Annotated in this window: 18 protein-coding genes and 1 riboswitch; of the genes, 16 read left to right on the forward strand and 2 right to left on the reverse strand. The window is 44.3% G+C overall.

The annotated features are described in order from the left end of the window. The first annotated feature begins 43 nt into the window (after positions 1–43). A complete protein-coding gene (locus NSQ91_RS00165) occupies positions 44–817 on the forward strand; it encodes a tRNA1(Val) (adenine(37)-N6)-methyltransferase (protein WP_036678833.1) in 774 nt (257 codons plus the stop codon). Then, the gene (gene rsmI / locus NSQ91_RS00170) at positions 814–1725 is read left to right on the forward strand and encodes a 16S rRNA (cytidine(1402)-2'-O)-methyltransferase (protein WP_076305376.1); all 912 of its coding nucleotides are present in this window, start codon (positions 814–816) and stop codon (positions 1723–1725) included. The genes NSQ91_RS00165 and rsmI overlap by 4 nt, the downstream gene beginning before the upstream one ends. A gap of 423 nt (positions 1726–2148) precedes the next feature. Here the strand turns inward: rsmI and NSQ91_RS00175 are convergent, their stop codons facing one another. After that, entirely contained in the window at positions 2149–2403 is a 255-nt protein-coding gene (locus NSQ91_RS00175) for an AbrB/MazE/SpoVT family DNA-binding domain-containing protein (protein WP_036678829.1), read from the reverse strand. Positions 2404–2698: 295 nt separating this feature from the next. Here NSQ91_RS00175 and NSQ91_RS00180 point away from each other — a divergent pair, with 295 nt between their 5' ends. The 13 genes from NSQ91_RS00180 to NSQ91_RS00240 all read left to right on the forward strand — a co-directional run bounded on the left by NSQ91_RS00180 (position 2699) and on the right by NSQ91_RS00240 (position 15341). Beyond that, positions 2699–3982 (forward strand): HD domain-containing protein, encoded by a 1284-nt coding sequence (locus tag NSQ91_RS00180; protein WP_076130066.1) that lies wholly within the window; start codon positions 2699–2701, stop codon positions 3980–3982. 51 nt (positions 3983–4033) lie between these two features. Beyond that, complete coding sequence (locus NSQ91_RS00185) at positions 4034–4804, forward strand: TatD family hydrolase (protein WP_036678823.1); 771 nt, start codon at positions 4034–4036, stop codon at positions 4802–4804. A gap of 198 nt (positions 4805–5002) precedes the next feature. Continuing rightward, positions 5003–5232, forward strand: a riboswitch (cyclic di-AMP (ydaO/yuaA leader). Positions 5233–5517: 285 nt separating this feature from the next. Further along, entirely contained in the window at positions 5518–6684 is a 1167-nt protein-coding gene (locus NSQ91_RS00190; protein ID WP_076105834.1) for a 3D domain-containing protein, read from the forward strand. A gap of 176 nt (positions 6685–6860) precedes the next feature. After that, complete coding sequence (rnmV, locus tag NSQ91_RS00195; protein WP_036678817.1) at positions 6861–7412, forward strand: ribonuclease M5; 552 nt, start codon at positions 6861–6863, stop codon at positions 7410–7412. After that, positions 7409–8293: a 16S rRNA (adenine(1518)-N(6)/adenine(1519)-N(6))-dimethyltransferase RsmA gene (gene rsmA, locus NSQ91_RS00200; protein ID WP_036678815.1), complete on the forward strand. Its 885-nt coding sequence runs from the start codon at positions 7409–7411 to the stop codon at positions 8291–8293. The genes rnmV and rsmA overlap by 4 nt, the downstream gene beginning before the upstream one ends. Positions 8294–8457: 164 nt before the next feature. After that, positions 8458–9360: a sporulation peptidase YabG gene (gene yabG, locus NSQ91_RS00205; protein WP_036678813.1), complete on the forward strand. Its 903-nt coding sequence runs from the start codon at positions 8458–8460 to the stop codon at positions 9358–9360. Positions 9361–9636: 276 nt separating this feature from the next. After that, on the forward strand, positions 9637–9912 hold the full coding sequence (gene veg, locus NSQ91_RS00210; RefSeq protein WP_019914493.1) for a biofilm formation stimulator Veg: 276 nt from the start codon (positions 9637–9639) through the stop codon (positions 9910–9912). Positions 9913–10055: 143 nt separating this feature from the next. Next, positions 10056–10232, forward strand: a complete 177-nt coding sequence (locus tag NSQ91_RS00215) for a small, acid-soluble spore protein, alpha/beta type (protein WP_036678812.1) — start codon at positions 10056–10058, stop codon at positions 10230–10232. Positions 10233–10372: 140 nt separating this feature from the next. Further along, complete coding sequence (gene ispE / locus NSQ91_RS00220; protein ID WP_076130067.1) at positions 10373–11227, forward strand: 4-(cytidine 5'-diphospho)-2-C-methyl-D-erythritol kinase; 855 nt, start codon at positions 10373–10375, stop codon at positions 11225–11227. A 75-nt stretch (positions 11228–11302) separates the two neighbouring features. Further along, on the forward strand, positions 11303–12130 hold the full coding sequence (gene purR / locus NSQ91_RS00225; RefSeq protein ID WP_036678807.1) for a pur operon repressor: 828 nt from the start codon (positions 11303–11305) through the stop codon (positions 12128–12130). A gap of 209 nt (positions 12131–12339) precedes the next feature. Further along, a complete protein-coding gene (spoVG, locus tag NSQ91_RS00230; protein ID WP_020425826.1) occupies positions 12340–12627 on the forward strand; it encodes a septation regulator SpoVG in 288 nt (95 codons plus the stop codon). A 272-nt stretch (positions 12628–12899) separates the two neighbouring features. Further along, entirely contained in the window at positions 12900–14300 is a 1401-nt protein-coding gene (glmU, locus tag NSQ91_RS00235) for a bifunctional UDP-N-acetylglucosamine diphosphorylase/glucosamine-1-phosphate N-acetyltransferase GlmU (protein ID WP_076130068.1), read from the forward strand. Positions 14301–14387: 87 nt separating this feature from the next. Next, positions 14388–15341, forward strand: a complete 954-nt coding sequence (locus NSQ91_RS00240; RefSeq protein WP_340916066.1) for a ribose-phosphate diphosphokinase — start codon at positions 14388–14390, stop codon at positions 15339–15341. 88 nt (positions 15342–15429) lie between these two features. Here NSQ91_RS00240 and NSQ91_RS00245 read toward each other — a convergent pair whose 3' ends face one another. Further along, a complete protein-coding gene (locus NSQ91_RS00245) occupies positions 15430–15630 on the reverse strand; it encodes a hypothetical protein (RefSeq protein WP_036678792.1) in 201 nt (66 codons plus the stop codon). 125 nt (positions 15631–15755) lie between these two features. Between NSQ91_RS00245 and pth the strand changes: the two genes are divergently transcribed. Then, positions 15756–16316 (forward strand): aminoacyl-tRNA hydrolase, encoded by a 561-nt coding sequence (gene pth, locus NSQ91_RS00250; RefSeq protein WP_076130069.1) that lies wholly within the window; start codon positions 15756–15758, stop codon positions 16314–16316. Positions 16317–16400 lie beyond the last annotated feature (84 nt).

Raw genomic sequence — 16400 nt, forward strand, 5'->3', positions numbered from 1 at the left:
TTGAAGCAAGTTTTTCTCAACAAAACCTTTAGGAGATTATTACATGACGAATTCTTTTAATGATATATCTGTCCCCTTGTTACCGACGGAGCGGGTGGATGATTTACTAACACATGATCTGCGCATTATTCAAAGTGATGAAGTATTTAGCTTTTCTATGGATGCTGTATTGCTTGCTCGTTTCGCCAGTGTTCCGCCACGTGGAAGAGTTCTAGATCTTTGTACGGGAAATGGTGTAATACCGATTTTAATGACTACCCGGACAAAAGCTTCTATAGAAGGTATTGAAATACAACCTCGTTTAGCCGATATGGCTCGTCGTAGCGTGGCTCTAAATGGCCTTCAGGATCAGGTTGTAATTCATGAAGGTGATTTGCGCGAGTTATATACTACCGCAGGACATGGTGTGTATGATGCAATAACGGTGAACCCTCCTTATATGCCGCTTAATGGCAGTGATCTGAAGCTGAACAACCATCAAGCTATGGCTCGCCATGAGATAGGCTGTACACTGGAGGAGGTCATTCAGGCTTGTGTGCGATTGGTTCGGACGGGCGGAAAGGTAAGTATGGTTCATAAACCACAACGGTTGGTTGATATTATCAGTCTTATGAGACAATATAGACTCGAGCCAAAGATTATTCGGTTTGTACATCCACGTGCCCATCTGGAGGCAAATATGGTATTAATCGAAGCTGCACGTGATGGAAAGCCTGAGGTTCGTTTACAACCACCGCTCATCGTATATAATGAGGACAATCAATACTGTCCAGAGATTATGGACATCTACTATGGTGCTAAAGAGGGTAAATCATGACGATATCATGCCAAAGCAGTTTTCAAAACAAGACTAATACCAGTACTCATGAGACAATAGGGTCGCTTTTTCTGGTGGCTACACCTATCGGTAATCTGGAGGATATGACCTATCGTGCAGTCCGTACATTGCAGGAATGTGATATTATTGCCGCGGAAGATACGAGACAGACCCGAAAATTACTCAGCCACTTTGAGATTTCACCTTCGATGTTGTTTAGTTATCATGAGCATAATAAGGCCGCCAGTGGACCTGAGCTTGTACGCTATATAATAGAAGGAAAAAATTTGGCACTCGTCAGCGATGCCGGTTTACCAGCGATTTCTGACCCTGGAGCGGATCTTGTAGCTCTTGCAATAAGTCATGGAATTCCGGTGATTCCTATCCCTGGAGCTAACGCAGCGTTGTCAGCTTTGATCGCTTCTGGTCTATCTACGAATACGTTCACCTTTATCGGCTTTCTTCCCCGAGAGCGTAAGGACATCCGAGCAGTATTAAGTCCACTTCGTTCGGCTCAAGGCACTTTGTTGTTCTACGAATCTCCCCATCGCGTAGTTAAGACACTTGCTCATCTTCAAGAAGCATTCGGTAATCGCCAGATTGTGTTGGCACGTGAATTAACGAAAAGATATGAGGAGTTTCTACGCGGTTCGATTGAGGAATGTACACTATGGCTGGCTGAACATCCTCCGCTAGGCGAATATGTTATTGTCGTAGAAGGGGAGAGCAAGGAAGATGCAGAAATCGCAGAATCGGCGTGGTGGCGTCAGTTAAGCATTGAAGATCATGTAGCTCATTACGAAGCACAGGATGTACCACGGAAAGAGGCTATGAAAAAAGCGGCATCAGACCGGGGTGTAGCCAAACGGGATATTTATAATGCGTTGCTTGATAGAGCAGAAGAGTAAGTGTTGTAGACGAATTCTTAGAATAACTAAGGATTGTCGGAAACGGCCTGCCCGAGCTTGAATGATTTATCTGCGGGTTAAATGTATTTTGTACAGTTATTTTTGAATTTTTTTATGTATTTGTTCGTTTAGTTGTACTTCATACAGTTATAAAGGTGGAAAGGATTGATTTCACGGAGATATAGGAAATATAAGTGTACAAAATACAATTAATTCGTTTAATGGTAAAAAGCATTTAAAATAACTGTAAGAAATACAACTAAGTATTACTAGTTCCGTCTTGAAGCACATTGCCCTTAGGGAGGGGATAACCAGGAGGGCAAACCCAGACATAAAAAATACCTCCCGCGGTCACGGGAGGTCAAGGAGATATGAAAAGGTTAGAATTAACAATTTGATTAGTTCTATTATATACTATTTAATTTAGTTTGTCACAGGGGTAGGGATGGAAGATATGCATTCATGACAAACTATTTTTCCTTTAAAGTAAGTTACGTTCTCAGCGTTGCCACAGAAAATGCAGGCAGGCTCATACTTTTTAAGCATAATCCGTTCGCCATCAACGTAAATTTCCAGTGCGTCCTTTTCGCCAATGCCAAGTGTACGGCGTAATTCAATAGGAATAACAACCCGTCCAAGTTCGTCTACTTTTCTTACAATTCCTGTTGATTTCATCATAACAATCGTTACTCCTCTCAATGTTCCAAAAACGTCATTATTCGACATTGTTCACTGTTTTATGATACTTATAATACCAACGATTCCCAAATCAGTCAACCTTTTTTCATAGGCTGAATAAGAAAATTTCCATAAGAACTTTGAATGTCCCTATAAAAATTAAGAATTACCCTGAAAGCATTTTGTCGATTTACCAAGACCAAAAATGATACTTTTCGACAAAGTACGACATAATTACTTATTATATACTGATATTAGTTAAAATCATATTAAATTATTAGAAGGAGTTGATCTCATGAAGCAGCCGCTCACGGAAGAAAAAGTTTTCAAGGATCCCGTTCATAATTATATTCACGTACAGGATACGATTATTTGGCGACTAATTAATACAAAAGAATTTCAGCGTTTACGCCGGATTCGCCAGTTAGGTACCTCATATCTCACTTTTCATGGTGCAGAGCATAGTCGTTTTTCTCATTCTTTAGGAGTATATGAAATTACACGCAGAATCATTTCGCAATTTGAGCGCAGCGGGTATAAGGATTGGATTCCTGAAGAAAGTTTGCTTACTTTGTGTGCGGCTTTGCTGCATGATTTAGGGCATGGTCCATTTTCACATTCTATAGAAGAAGCTTTTGAAATGAACCATGAGGATTGGACCTGCCGAATTATTTTGGAGGACACGGAGATAACCGAAATATTGCGTGATGTGGAGGAAGATTTTCCTCGTAAAGTAGCCTCAGTTATCTCTAAGACATATGAGCATGAAATTGTTGTCAATTTGGTTTCCAGTCCGCTGGATGCTGATCGTATGGATTATTTGCTGCGTGATGCCTACTATACAGGTGTAAACTATGGAACCATCGATATTGATCGGATTTTGAGAATGCTTCGTCCTTATAATGGGCGGATTGTAGTAAAAGAATCAGGTATGCATGCCATTGAAGATTATTTAATGTCGCGTTATCAAATGTACTGGCAGGTATATTTTCATCCGGTGACGCGCAGCTCTGAAATTATTTTGCGTCAAATCTTCCGTAGAGCTAAAGAATTGTTCCAAGAGGAGTACAAATTTCGCTTTATGATCGCTCCGCTAGAAGATCTCTTTCGAGGAGAAGTAACAGTGAAACAATATTTAATGCTTGATGAGGCACTGGTACAGACTGCTTTTATGCAATGGACACTTGAAGAAGATGAGTTATTAAGCGACTTGTGTACCCGTTTTATTCATCGTAAACTGTATAAATATGTAGAGATCGAGAATTTGGATACAGATATGATTACGGAAATCCGCAGCAGTTTTGCGGGAGCGGGACTTAACCCAGAATATGACTTAGAGATTGATTATCCGACAGATTTGCCTTATGATGTGTTCCGTCCAGGAGCAGCCTTCGACAATAATCAAATTTTACTGCTTGATCGCAATGAGCAATTGCGGGAAATTTCAGAGGTATCGGATATTGTGCGCTCAATAAGCGGAATTCATCGTGGCAGATATCACCTATATTTCCCACAGGATAAGCTGAAAAAAGCCCTTACACGGTTGCCCTTTTCTGTAGCAGAGATTTTTGCAAAATAATACAAATATTTATGGAACTATTGATAAAAACAACAAGGAGTGAGCTTTAAAATGTATCTGTTCGACACACATACACATTTAGATGCGCCTCAATTCGACGAGGATCGCGAGGAAGTTATAGCTCGTGCAGTAGAGGCCGGAGTTAGCAAGATGATCAATATTGGATTTAATCGGGAAACGATCCCTTCAACGATGAAGCTGGCTGAATCTTATGATTATATTTATGCAGCGGTGGGCTGGCATCCACAGGATGCGATTGATATGAAAGAGGGGGACCTCGATTGGATCGCCTCTCTTTGCAGCCATGAGAAAGTGGTGGCCATCGGAGAGATTGGGTTGGATTATTATTGGGATACCTCTCCCAAGGATGTGCAGCAGGAGGTCTTCCGCAAACAAATTGGACTAGCCCGTGAACTAAAAATGCCAATCTGTATACATGACCGTGATGCCCATGAAGATGTCGTACGGATTTTACGGGAGGAAAAAGCAAATGAAATTGGTGGCGTAATGCATTCTTTCTCAGGCAGCTGGGAAACCGCAAAAATGTGTCTAGATCTAGGATTTCATTTGTCATTTGGAGGACCGATCACGTTCAAAAATGCCAGAGTGCCTAAAGAGGTGCTTGCACAGACGCCATTGGACAGATTATTGATCGAAACAGACGCTCCATATTTGACTCCACACCCCTTCCGAGGCAAGCGAAATGAGAGTGCTCATGTGAAGTTAGTAGCAGAGGCTGCGGCTGAAATTAAAGGGTTAACATGGGAAGAATTGGCTAAAATTACGTATGCGAACGCACTGGAACGATTTGGGATTGTCTGAAAACAGGAGTAAAACGGGTGAAAAATAGAGAATGGCCGATATATTAAACTTTTTTAATATAAAAACGGCTGATTATTACAATATTTTAACCATATATTTGCGTAAACGTGGTTGAATCGTCCTTTACAACATGCATCAAAACAGGATATCATCTTTTCAGTGATGTGAGCTGTTGTTATTGTGACAGCCATTGATTCATGGATCGTCTCGCTGAGTCTCCGTATGGAGAACGGGGGAACCAATATTGAACTGCCGCATGCCTGTATCTTGAATACGACTAGGAATTGCCGCAGAACAATATTTGATTTCTTCACGTGGTCTTTGGGGTGAATTTAAGGGCAACCGCCGTGAGCGGGTGACCTGAAATAGGGCGTCTCTCTTTCGTCCGAACCCGACAGCTAACCCCGTAAGCGCAAGTAAGAGAGGCAACCTCGTGCACAAACATTCCCGCGTATTCTGACATCGGAGAAGCCACGAAAGAGTCCTCAAGAGAACTCTTTTTAGGCTTCTTTATTTTTGAATAAACTGAATGTTGCCCGCATACTGTTATATAACAGGTGTAGGAGTAGCTGTGCCGAGCAGGCGATCCATGAGCAGGAGACGCTAAGTTAATACGTGCGTATCCTGTGACAATCTCAAATAGTTTCGTCAAAGAAATTCAGTCCTCATGATATACAAATTGACGACGAGGCTATGTAAGGAGGATGGAGAGAATGGGCTTATTCCAACCAGAGGTATCCCATGATTCGCAGTCATCCAGCAGGTCTTTCGCATTACGGTGGGAGCAAGTAAATACTCGCGTACTTTTACTTGCAGGTGTGATTTCAATCGCAATCGCGCTGTTAATTCTGCTGTACGTACACGGTCAAAGTAATAAACAATTAGTTTTAGTAATAGACGGGCAAACACAGACACTTGAAACGCGAGAAGCACTTCTTGGTGATGTGTTGGAGAAAGAGCAAATTTCGCTGCAGCCGCATGATGAATTATCTTTAGGTCTGAGTGATGAAATAAAAGACGGTGACCGTGTCGTTATCAATCGTGCGCAGAAATTTAGCCTTACTGCGGACGGAGCAACAAAAACGTTATATACGACCGAAGACACTATCGGTCAAGCGATTGACAAACTGGGTATCAACCTAGAAGGCTATGATAAGATTTTTCCTTCGTTAGACACCACCATCTCTGCTGACATGGAGATTAAGATCGTTCGTATCAACAAGCAAACGGTACAGCGAACAACTAACTTACCTTTCCGTGTTATTAAGACAGCAGATCCCTCCCTTACTGTGGGAACAGTTAGAGTGGCACAGGCAGGCAAACCAGGCGTCATGGTTCAGCATATTGAAAAGATCTATCAAGACGGAGAACTGGCCTCTATGCGCATGATCGGCAAGGAAGTACAAACGGTAACAAAAGATAAGATCATTGCCGTTGGTACTAAAGCACTTCCTAAGCCTACTGTAGTTGCTAAAGCTACAACAACTTCCAAATCAAGCACTACCTCCAAAACGACTAAAGTTAGCGCTAAGACTAAGAACGTCACAAGCAAGGCTGGCGTAGACTTTGAGTACAAGAAGATGATTAAGAACGTCTCCATGACAGCTTATTCGTCAGAAGAGCCAGGGATAGGTACTAAAACTGCCTCCGGAACACGCGTAACGGAAGGTCGTACAATTGCAGTAGATCCGAATGTAATTCCTATTGGCTGGTGGGTTTATATCGATGGGCTTGGATTCCGCCGTGCAGAGGATACTGGCGGTGCCATTAAAGGCAATAAAGTGGATGTCTATTATGATTCCCTGAGCCATGCTCGTAATTTCGGCCGTAAATCACGTACCGTTTATGTGATTGGACCTGTGAAACCAGAGCTTAACTAGAACTGAAGCTTTTGCAAAAAATCCTTTGATAAGCTATAGTGATGATAACCGTTAAGGAACGCTGGATGATCATTTCGTTGATCGCAGAGCAACCGCTCATCACTTATACATTCTTTAACCAAAAGAAGAGGAGCGAATCCTCTTCTTTTTGCTTTTTTTGGAAGGAGTCAAGAAATATGATTAAGGAATTAATCGTCGTTGAAGGCAAAAGCGATACCGTAGCCATTAAGCGTGCTGTAGAAGCGGATACCATTGAGACAGGCGGCTCTGCTGTAAACCGGACTGTAATTGCTAAGATCGCGCTTGCTATGGAACGTAGAGGGGTTATTATTCTTACGGACCCGGACCATGCTGGGGAGCGAATTCGTAAAATCGTTTCAGCGAAGGTGCCGGGCTGCAAGCATGCTTTTATTCCAGAGAAGGACGCAACTCGAAAAGGGGATATCGGTGTAGAGAATGCATCGCCAGAGGCGATTCGTCATGCGCTGCGTAATGTACATACCTCTTTTGAAGGAGCACCTGCTTTGATTGGTATTGATGATCTTATGGCCGCTGGAATGCTTGTACACCCTCGGGCTGCTGAAAGACGTATGGCACTTGGTAATTTGCTTGGAATCGGATATTGTAACGGCAAACAGCTGTACAAGCGGCTGGCGATGTTTGGGATTACGCGGGAGGAATTTGCCGGGGCTCTCGCCCAAATTGATCAGGGAGGCATTACTTCATGAGTGGTAGAGAGGAAATTTCGACTCCAAAACGGACCAAAGAGATTATTCAACGTTATGGATTCAAGTTCAAGAAAAGCCTGGGACAGAATTTTTTGATTGATCAAAATATTTTGGACAAGATTGTAGACGCTGCTGGACTAGATAGCGATTCTGGGGCGCTGGAGATCGGGCCGGGAATTGGAGCGCTGACGGAGCGTCTGGCACTAACAGCGGGTGCTGTAACTGCCGTAGAGATTGACCGTAGACTGATTCCAATATTAAAAGACGTACTTTCCCCCTATCCCCATGTTAAGGTTCGTAACGATGATGTCCTCAATGTGAACTTGCAGGAAATGTTCAAGGAAGATTTCACCACTGTGAACAAGGTCAGTGTGGTTGCTAACCTGCCTTATTATGTGACTACTCCGATTCTGATGAAGCTGCTCGAAGAGAAGCTTCCCCTTGATAACATCGTTGTAATGATTCAGAAGGAGGTTGCGGAGCGTATGGCTGCATCTCCAGGTGGAAAGGAATACGGAAGTCTTAGCATTGCCGTGCAGTACTACAGCGAGCCTGAGCTCGTCTGTATCGTGCCACGTACGGTATTCATCCCTCAACCTAATGTGGAGTCTGCTGTTATCCGTCTGAAGGTTAGAGAGCATCCTCCGGTAAAGGTGGAGAGTGAGAAGCATTTCTTTGAAGTGGTTCACGCTTCTTTCACACAGCGCCGCAAGACGATTGCTAACAATCTGAAGGCTCGTTACTTCCCTGAACAAGGACGTGAGCAGCTGGAGGCTTTACTCGCAGAAGCGGGTATTGAACCGACCCGTCGCGGAGAAACACTCAGTCTTGAAGAATACGCCCGCTTAAGCGGTGTTTTGCTAGCCGCTGGAATTGAATAAGCAATAGGAAACGGTTGTTGTCTTAAGGACGACAACCGTTTCTCGTAGAAATATAAGGATGTTATTCTGGTGGAGCATTATACATTCTTATATTTTAAAAATATGTTGAGTTATGAACCAACTGAGGCCTTTGCCCATACGATGGGGTAGAGGTGGTGGTTGTAATGAATTTAGGAGACTTGGTCGTTCGCAAATCTTATGGCGGTGATTTAACATTTCGTGTAGATAATATTGTGCAGGATAGAGCCGTCATTAAAGGCACAGATTTCCGCCTGTTGGCGGATTCTCCTCTGGATGACCTGGTTCAAGTGCCTCCTACCCGAATAACGGAACGGGGACAGCAAGCACAGATCAAAGCGAAGGAATCACTGACACAGCTGCGGAAGGACCGTCAGGAGCAAAGTCAGCGGAGCGGGGGAACCCTAACAGAGGGGACATGGGCTCCACCGTCCAAGGAAGCTCCTTATTTTGAAGTGCCAGGTAAAGTACTGCATCTGGATGGCGATCCGGCATATTTGAATAAGAGCCTTAGCTTATACGAGCAGCTGCGGATTCCCGCTGAAGGGCATCATGTTCATGAATCTGCAATGGCTGATACGTTATACCGGCTGTTGCCCCGTGTACGCCCAGATATTGTAGTGATCACTGGTCATGATGGGGTACTGAAGCAACAGCATACTTACGATCTGTATAGTCTGAATAGCTATAAAAATTCGCAAAACTTTATAGCTGCTATTAGGGTAGCTAGGGAGTATGAGCGGAATTTTGATGCGTTGACTATTGTTGCCGGTGCTTGTCAATCTCATTTCGAGGCCTTACTTGGAGCTGGAGCTAATTTTGCCAGTTCACCTGGTCGAATTTTGATCCATGCTCTGGATCCCGTGTATGTAGCAGCAAAATCATCCTTTACTTCCATCAGGGATACTGTAAATCTTAGCGATGTTCTGAATAATACCATCAGCGGCAATCAGGGTATTGGTGGTGTTGAGACCCGTGGCAGCTTCCGCATCGGAATGCCGCGACTGCAGAATCTGTCGGCGCTAAAAGTGACACCATCAGCCATTTAAGCGGCAGAGATAGGTCTATGGTGTCAGGAATATAGGTAATTTGAATGGGCTGAATAGAATATCCGAAAGAAAGGGTGAGCGCTGAGCTTAACCCTTTCTTTTTTTCTTTGTAATGCCTATATTACAGATAACAAGGATATTAGTCCGGCGCTGATTTCTCGCAAAAAAATTCCGTTGACAACGAAATATGCATCAACTATAATTAATTATTTATTTGCTTTGACATTGTCCTGAAAAAGTTGTATAATGGACAAGAAAAGAGGTGGTCGTCAGGTAATGGCTAATAACGCGCTGTTGGAAATCAAACGCAGTCTTGAAGCTCACGTCGGTCATAAGATCACATTGCGTGCAAACGGAGGTCGTCGTAAAACCGTTGAACGCACAGGTGTCCTGGAAGAAACGTACCCTTCTGTATTTATTGTCAAACTGGATCAGGAGCAGCAAACTTTTAAGCGAGTCTCCTATAGCTATGCCGATATACTTACTGAATCTGTGGAAATCACAGTTTGTGAAGACGATGGGCAGATGCGGATTATGTATATTAAAGCTTAATGTTTCACGAACAGTCTCCCTTGGAGGCTGTTTTTTGTTTGCGTTTTTTGGGACAAATATTTGGTGCATGATCCGTGTGCTAAGCAAGCATACTAATTGGGCAACGGGTTAATCATTTATTTTCATAAGGGAGGAATTCCGTAATGAGCCGCAGAAAACGAGGCATGATGTCGGAGGAACTGAAGACAGAGTTAGCCAAGGAGCTGGGTTTTTATGAAACCGTGGAACGTGAGGGCTGGGGTGGAATTACAACTCAAGACGCTGGCAACATGGTGAAAAAAGCGATACAGCTTGCTGAACAGGCTGCGCGGAAATCTTAAATTTTAGGCTATAAAGTGAATATTACTGAAAAAGGGTGCGTCTAAATGGCGACACCCTTTTATTATTGGACTTCATTAGAAGTTTCTCATATAATATGTTAAGTTGTTTTTACGGGAAAAGCTGAAGGTGGGTGAACGCCTTGAAAATGTATGAAAAGGCACCAGCTAAAATTAATTTGATGCTGGATGTGCTGCACAAACGTGCTGACGGTTTTCATGAGGTGGAAATGATTATGACCATGGTAGATTTAGCAGACCGCTTAGAGCTGTCTGAGCTGCCAAGGGATACTATTATAATATCAAGTCAGGCTGGTTATATTCCCCTGGACGAGAAAAATTTAGCTTTCCAGGCGGCAAGGCTTATTAAAGACCGTTATAACGTGAAGAGTGGGGTACATATCCATCTGGATAAAAGAATTCCGGTTGCGGCTGGCCTGGCTGGCGGCAGCAGTGATGCCGCAGCTACGCTACGCGGTCTAAACCGTCTGTGGCGTCTGGGTATTCCTGCACAGGAGCTACAGGAGCTTGGCGCTGAGCTGGGTTCTGATGTACCTTTCTGCGTCACAGGCGGCACAGCCTTGGCTACAGGACGAGGCGAAAAGCTGACACCAATCAATAACCCGCCACAATGCTGGGTTGTGTTGGCGAAACCACCGATCAATGTATCGACTGCAGAAGTGTATGGACGCGTTCGGAGCAATAATATAGCGGTTCATCCTTCTGCTCGAAAGATGCAGCAAGCGATAGAAGCTGGAGACTTTGGGGGCGTGTGCAACCATCTGGGCAACGTGCTTGAGGATATTACCTTAAAGCTGCATCCAGAGGTTCAGCAGCTCAAGGAAGCGATGATAAAGCTTGGAGCAGATGGCGTACTGATGTCAGGCAGCGGACCTACCGTATTCGGATTAGTGTCCAAGCAGTCTAAAGTAGCAAGGATTTACAACGGACTGCGAGGGTTCTGCAAGGAAGTCTACGCAGTGAGATCACTGAATTAGTCTGCTTCTCTTGTGTAAACCCGTACAAAAGTGATATATTTTTCTAAAATATTCGGTTTTGGCGAGGAGCATTCCGTGAAGAAATTAAAAAGAAGCCAACGTTTGGTAGACATGACTCAGTTTTTACTTGAGCGGCCGCATGAACTACTGCCGCTGTCTATATTTGCCGATCGCTATGGAGCTGCTAAGTCCTCCATTAGTGAAGATTTGGCAATCATAAAAGAAGTATTTGAAGGTGAAGGCATCGGAGAGCTGCAGACTTTAGCTGGTGCAGCGGGTGGAGTACGTTATATCCCGGTTATGCCTAAAGATATGGCGCTTACCTTTGTGCAGCGCTTATGTGTGCAGCTAGAGCAGACTGACCGGATATTGCCTGGCGGTTATTTGTATATGTCGGATCTACTTGGGTTGCCGTCTTTGATGGAACAGGCGGGTAAGATCATCGCAACGGCCTTTTACGGATCGGAAATCGATGTGGTGATGACCGTTGAAACGAAAGGCATTCCACTAGCCTATGCAACAGCAGCACAGCTAGGCTTGCCGGTAGTGCTTGTGCGACGTGACCATCAGGTTACAGAGGGATCAGCAGTAAGTATTAACTACGTATCAGGATCTCATAAAAGCATACACACAATGTCTCTCTCCAGACGTGCACTCAAGGAGAAATCGCGAGTACTTATCGTAGATGACTTCATGAAGGCGGGAGGGACTGTACGTGGTATGGTCGATCTGCTCGGTGAATTTAATGCCGAGGTTGCTGGGGTAGGCGTTTTAGTGGAATCAGGCGCTGTAGAGACGGAAGAGCGTCTGTTGCACGATTACGTGTCCTTGGTAAAACTAAGTGAAGTAGACTCGAAAGAGCGGAGAATTTCGGCGCATCCGGGCAACTACTTTTCCTCTTGATTAGCCATTCTCTTACATTTTCAAAAAGCGTGGAAATTGTCGAAAACGTAAGGAATATTAAGAAAACTACTCGATGTATGTCGAAAACAACATATCCCAAAAAATATATTTCTTTTTTAGGTATTTTATGGAATCAAAAAGAAGGAATTCGCTTTGCTGTGTGGAATTATACACCAAGTCTCTGATGGAAAAAGGTGGTGAACACACACATGCAAATTACGGATGTCAGACTCCGCCGCGTTAACTCTGAGGGGAGAATGAAAGCAATCGCATCCATTACCATCGATAACGAGTTTGTTGTTCATGACATTCGCGTCATCGATGGCAATAATGGGATGTTTGTTGCAATGCCCAGCAAGCGTACACCGGACGGCGAATTCCGCGATATCGCGCACCCGATCTCTTCGGGAACACGCGAGAAGATTCAATCCGCGGTTCTGGCCGAGTACGATCGCGCCGCTACGGAAGAAGAAGAAGTTATTGAAGAGGGAGCTTAGGCTTCCTCGGAAGACTGCTACCTTTTGGGTGGCGTAGGATCCGCCGTTTTTGATAAGATCACACCGACATACACTTCATGAATTAGCAGCCTGATCTTGCAAGAAAAGCTATTGCTGGTGAAGGATTTGACGACATCTTCGAAAGGCAGCGATAAATGCTTTTCTAACTTGGGGTTTATAGAAAAGAGAACCATGACTTCATGGTTCTCTTTTCTTTTTGCCCGGAATGAGATATATTCAGTAGTGAGTTCAAGAGTAGGAGGTTGGCATTCTTGAAAAGAATGGCTGTAGTACTTGCCGCAGGTCAAGGCAAGCGAATGAAATCTAAATTATATAAGGTGCTGCACCCCGTTTGCGGTAAGCCGATGGTAGGGCACGTGCTTGATACAGTAAAAGCGACCGGATGCCAGCGCACCGTTGTTGTTGTTGGGCATGGCGCAGAGAAAGTTAAGGCCTATGTAGGTGAAGGCGCGGAATACGTGCTGCAGGAAACTCAGCTCGGCACTGGCCATGCTGTCAAACAAGCAAAGGATTTACTTGCTGGCGAAGAAGGAACAACTATAGTTATTTGTGGAGACACACCACTTGTTACCACGGAAACTCTAGAAGGACTCATGGCGCTTCATGAACAGCGTAATGCGGCTGCAACCGTATTGACAGCTGTTATGGAAAAGCCTACAGGCTACGGAAGAATTATTCGTGGTGAAGATGGCGGCGTTCTGAAGATTGTAGAGCAGAAGGATTGCACTACTGAAGAAGATGCCGTTCAAGAAATCAATACAGGCACTTATTGTTTTGATAATGCTAAATTATTTGCTGCACTCGAGAAGGTAACGAACAGTAATAACCAGCAGGAGTATTATTTGACTGATGTGATTGGGATTCTTCGTTCACAAGGGGATACCGTACTAGGATATCAGACCCATGACGCAGCTGAGTCTATCGGCGTTAATGATCGTTTAGCTTTGTCCGAAGCGGAAGCCTTTATGCGTCAACGTATTAATCGTAAACACATGCTGGGCGGTGTGACCATCATTGATCCAGCCTCCACTTATATCGGAGCAGATGTAGTTATCGGATCAGATACTACGCTTTATCCAGGAACCATCCTGAAAGGGAAGACTGTAATCGGGGACAATTGTGTGATCGGACCGGCTAGTGAAATCGAAGACTGTAAGATTATGGATGATGCAACGATTAAGCAGTCCGTATTGAATCAAGCTCAAGTCGGCGCACGGACAACCGTTGGGCCTTTTGCCTATTTGCGTCCAGGCTCTGTGCTTGGAGAAGAAGTTAAGGTTGGAGATTTCGTCGAGATCAAGAATGCTACTATTGGTGACGGTTCAAAAGTGTCACATCTTAGTTATGTCGGCGACGCATCTGTAGGTAAGAATGTAAACGTCGGGTGCGGTGCGATTACCGTTAACTACGACGGGTATAATAAATTCAAGACAACAATCGCAGACGATGCCTTTATTGGCAGTAATGTTAACCTTATTGCTCCAGTTACTGTGGGCAAAGGGGCTTTTGTTGTAGCAGGTTCGACAATTACACGTTCCGTTTCCGAGAACGATCTGGCTGTAGCTAGAGTAAGACAAGAGAACAAACCGGGATATGCAGAGAAGATCCGTTCCCGTGCAAAAGCGAAGAAAGACCACTCGAGTCCATCGTAAAGCGTTGCTAAGAAGCGCCGGACGGACTTATATTTCCGCGCCGGCGCCTTTGGAAAGCTAAATTCCGTCACGGAGGGTTTATATTTTATGACTTATTGTGATTCCAAGTTAAAGATTTTCACCTGTAACTCCAATCCTAAGCTAGCTAGTCAAATTGCTGATTACATCGGGATTCCGATGGGTGAATCACACACCACAAGTTTCAGCGATGGAGAAATTCAGGTCAAGCTGTCAGAAAGCGTTCGGGGATGCCATGTTTATATTGTTCAATCCACTTGTGGCCCTGTAAATGATAACCTGATGGAGCTTTTGGTTATGGTAGATGCGCTTAAACGTGCCTCCGCAAAAAGCATCAACGTGGTTATCCCTTACTACGGATATGCCCGTCAAGATCGTAAAGCCCGTTCCCGTGACCCCATTACCGCTAAGCTGGTAGCGAATCTAATTGAAAAGGCTGGCGCTCACCGTGTAATCACGATGGATCTTCATGCCATGCAGATTCAAGGATTCTTCGATATTCCAGTGGATCACTTGCTTGGTGTACCGATTCTGGCTCAGTATTTCCGTTCCAAGCAAATCGAGAACCCAGTTGTCGTATCGCCGGACCATGGCGGTGTAGTACGTGCAAGAAAGCTTGCTGATTTCCTGAACGCTCCACTGGCTATTATAGACAAGCGTCGTCCAGAACCTAACGTCAGCGAAGTTATGAACATCATCGGTAATATCGAAGGCAAAACAGCCATCCTGATCGATGATATCATCGATACCGCTGGAACGATCGTACTTGGTGCTAATGCTTTGATGGAAGGCGGCGTGAAGGAAGTATACGCATGCTGTACACACCCAGTATTGTCTGGTCCTGCACACGAGCGTCTGGAGAATTCTCCAATCAAAGAAATTATCGTGACGGATACCATTCCAATTCGCAGCACGAATCCAACCTCTAAGCTCAAGGTGTTGTCCGTGGCTCCACTTATGGGTGAGGCAATTATCCGCGTTCATGAAGAGTTGTCGATTAGTAAATTGTTCGAGATTGAATAAATATAACGAATGAATAGTACAAAAGGGTTACACCTCCGTTCTCGGAGATGTAACCCTTATCGGCGTGCTACAGGTAGAACTACTGGATTTAATATCCGGGACGGGAGACAAAGGTGAATAAACTGCGGTTATAGAGTGTCCCTTGTAGCTCCACGAAAGCTTCGTCTACCGCTGTTAATACACCGATATCAATATGCACGTCGCCCTTGTATATTTCCACGGGCACTGCATATTGGATGTGGTACTGAAAATGGCGTTGATGTGTCAATAATTCGCCTTTGTGCGGCATGGGTTATCACCTGTCTTCGGAGTATAATTTCGCTCTGGTTGCACAGAGATATGTAGATTAGATCTATTGTACCAAAAACGGACTCCTCTTGCCGGAGAGCCCGAACGGAAAGGAAAGGTTCGATAATGAAATGGATTGTCGGATTGGGAAATCCCGGAACACAGTACGCGAAAACAAGGCATAATGTTGGCTTTATGGCTTTGGATGAGCTTGCTGCCCAGAACGGAATTGCCTTCAACCAGAGCAAATGTAAATCCGTCATCGGTGAAGGGGTCATTGGTGGCGTCAAAACCGTATTGATTAAGCCCATGACCTTTATGAACTTATCCGGTGAGGCCGTTCGCGCTTATATGGATTATTACAAAGTTCAACTTGAAGATATGATCGTCGTTTATGATGATTTGGATACAGAAATCGGAAAAGTTCGCTTGCGTTATCAAGGAAGCGCTGGTGGACATAATGGAATTAAATCCATCATACAGCATGTAGGGACACAGAATTTCAATCGGGTACGAATGGGTATTTCTCGTCCTGAGCCAGGTTTTGCTATTGTCGATTATGTTCTTTCTACTTTTCCTAAGAAGGAAAGCGATCCGCTTAAGCAAATGATCCTTAATACTTGTGATGCACTGGAATACAGCTTACAGCATTCATTCGAGCAGACAATGGCTAAGTTCAATGGTTAATCTGTAAACCCTGTTGTTTTTAAGGCTAAAGATGAAGCTGCCCGGACATACTGAAGGTATATAGTACCTTCAGGAGGCATATAG

It is taken from the genome of Paenibacillus sp. FSL R7-0048, from assembly GCF_038004505.1.
Lineage (GTDB): Bacteria > Bacillota > Bacilli > Paenibacillales > Paenibacillaceae > Paenibacillus_AQ > Paenibacillus_AQ odorifer.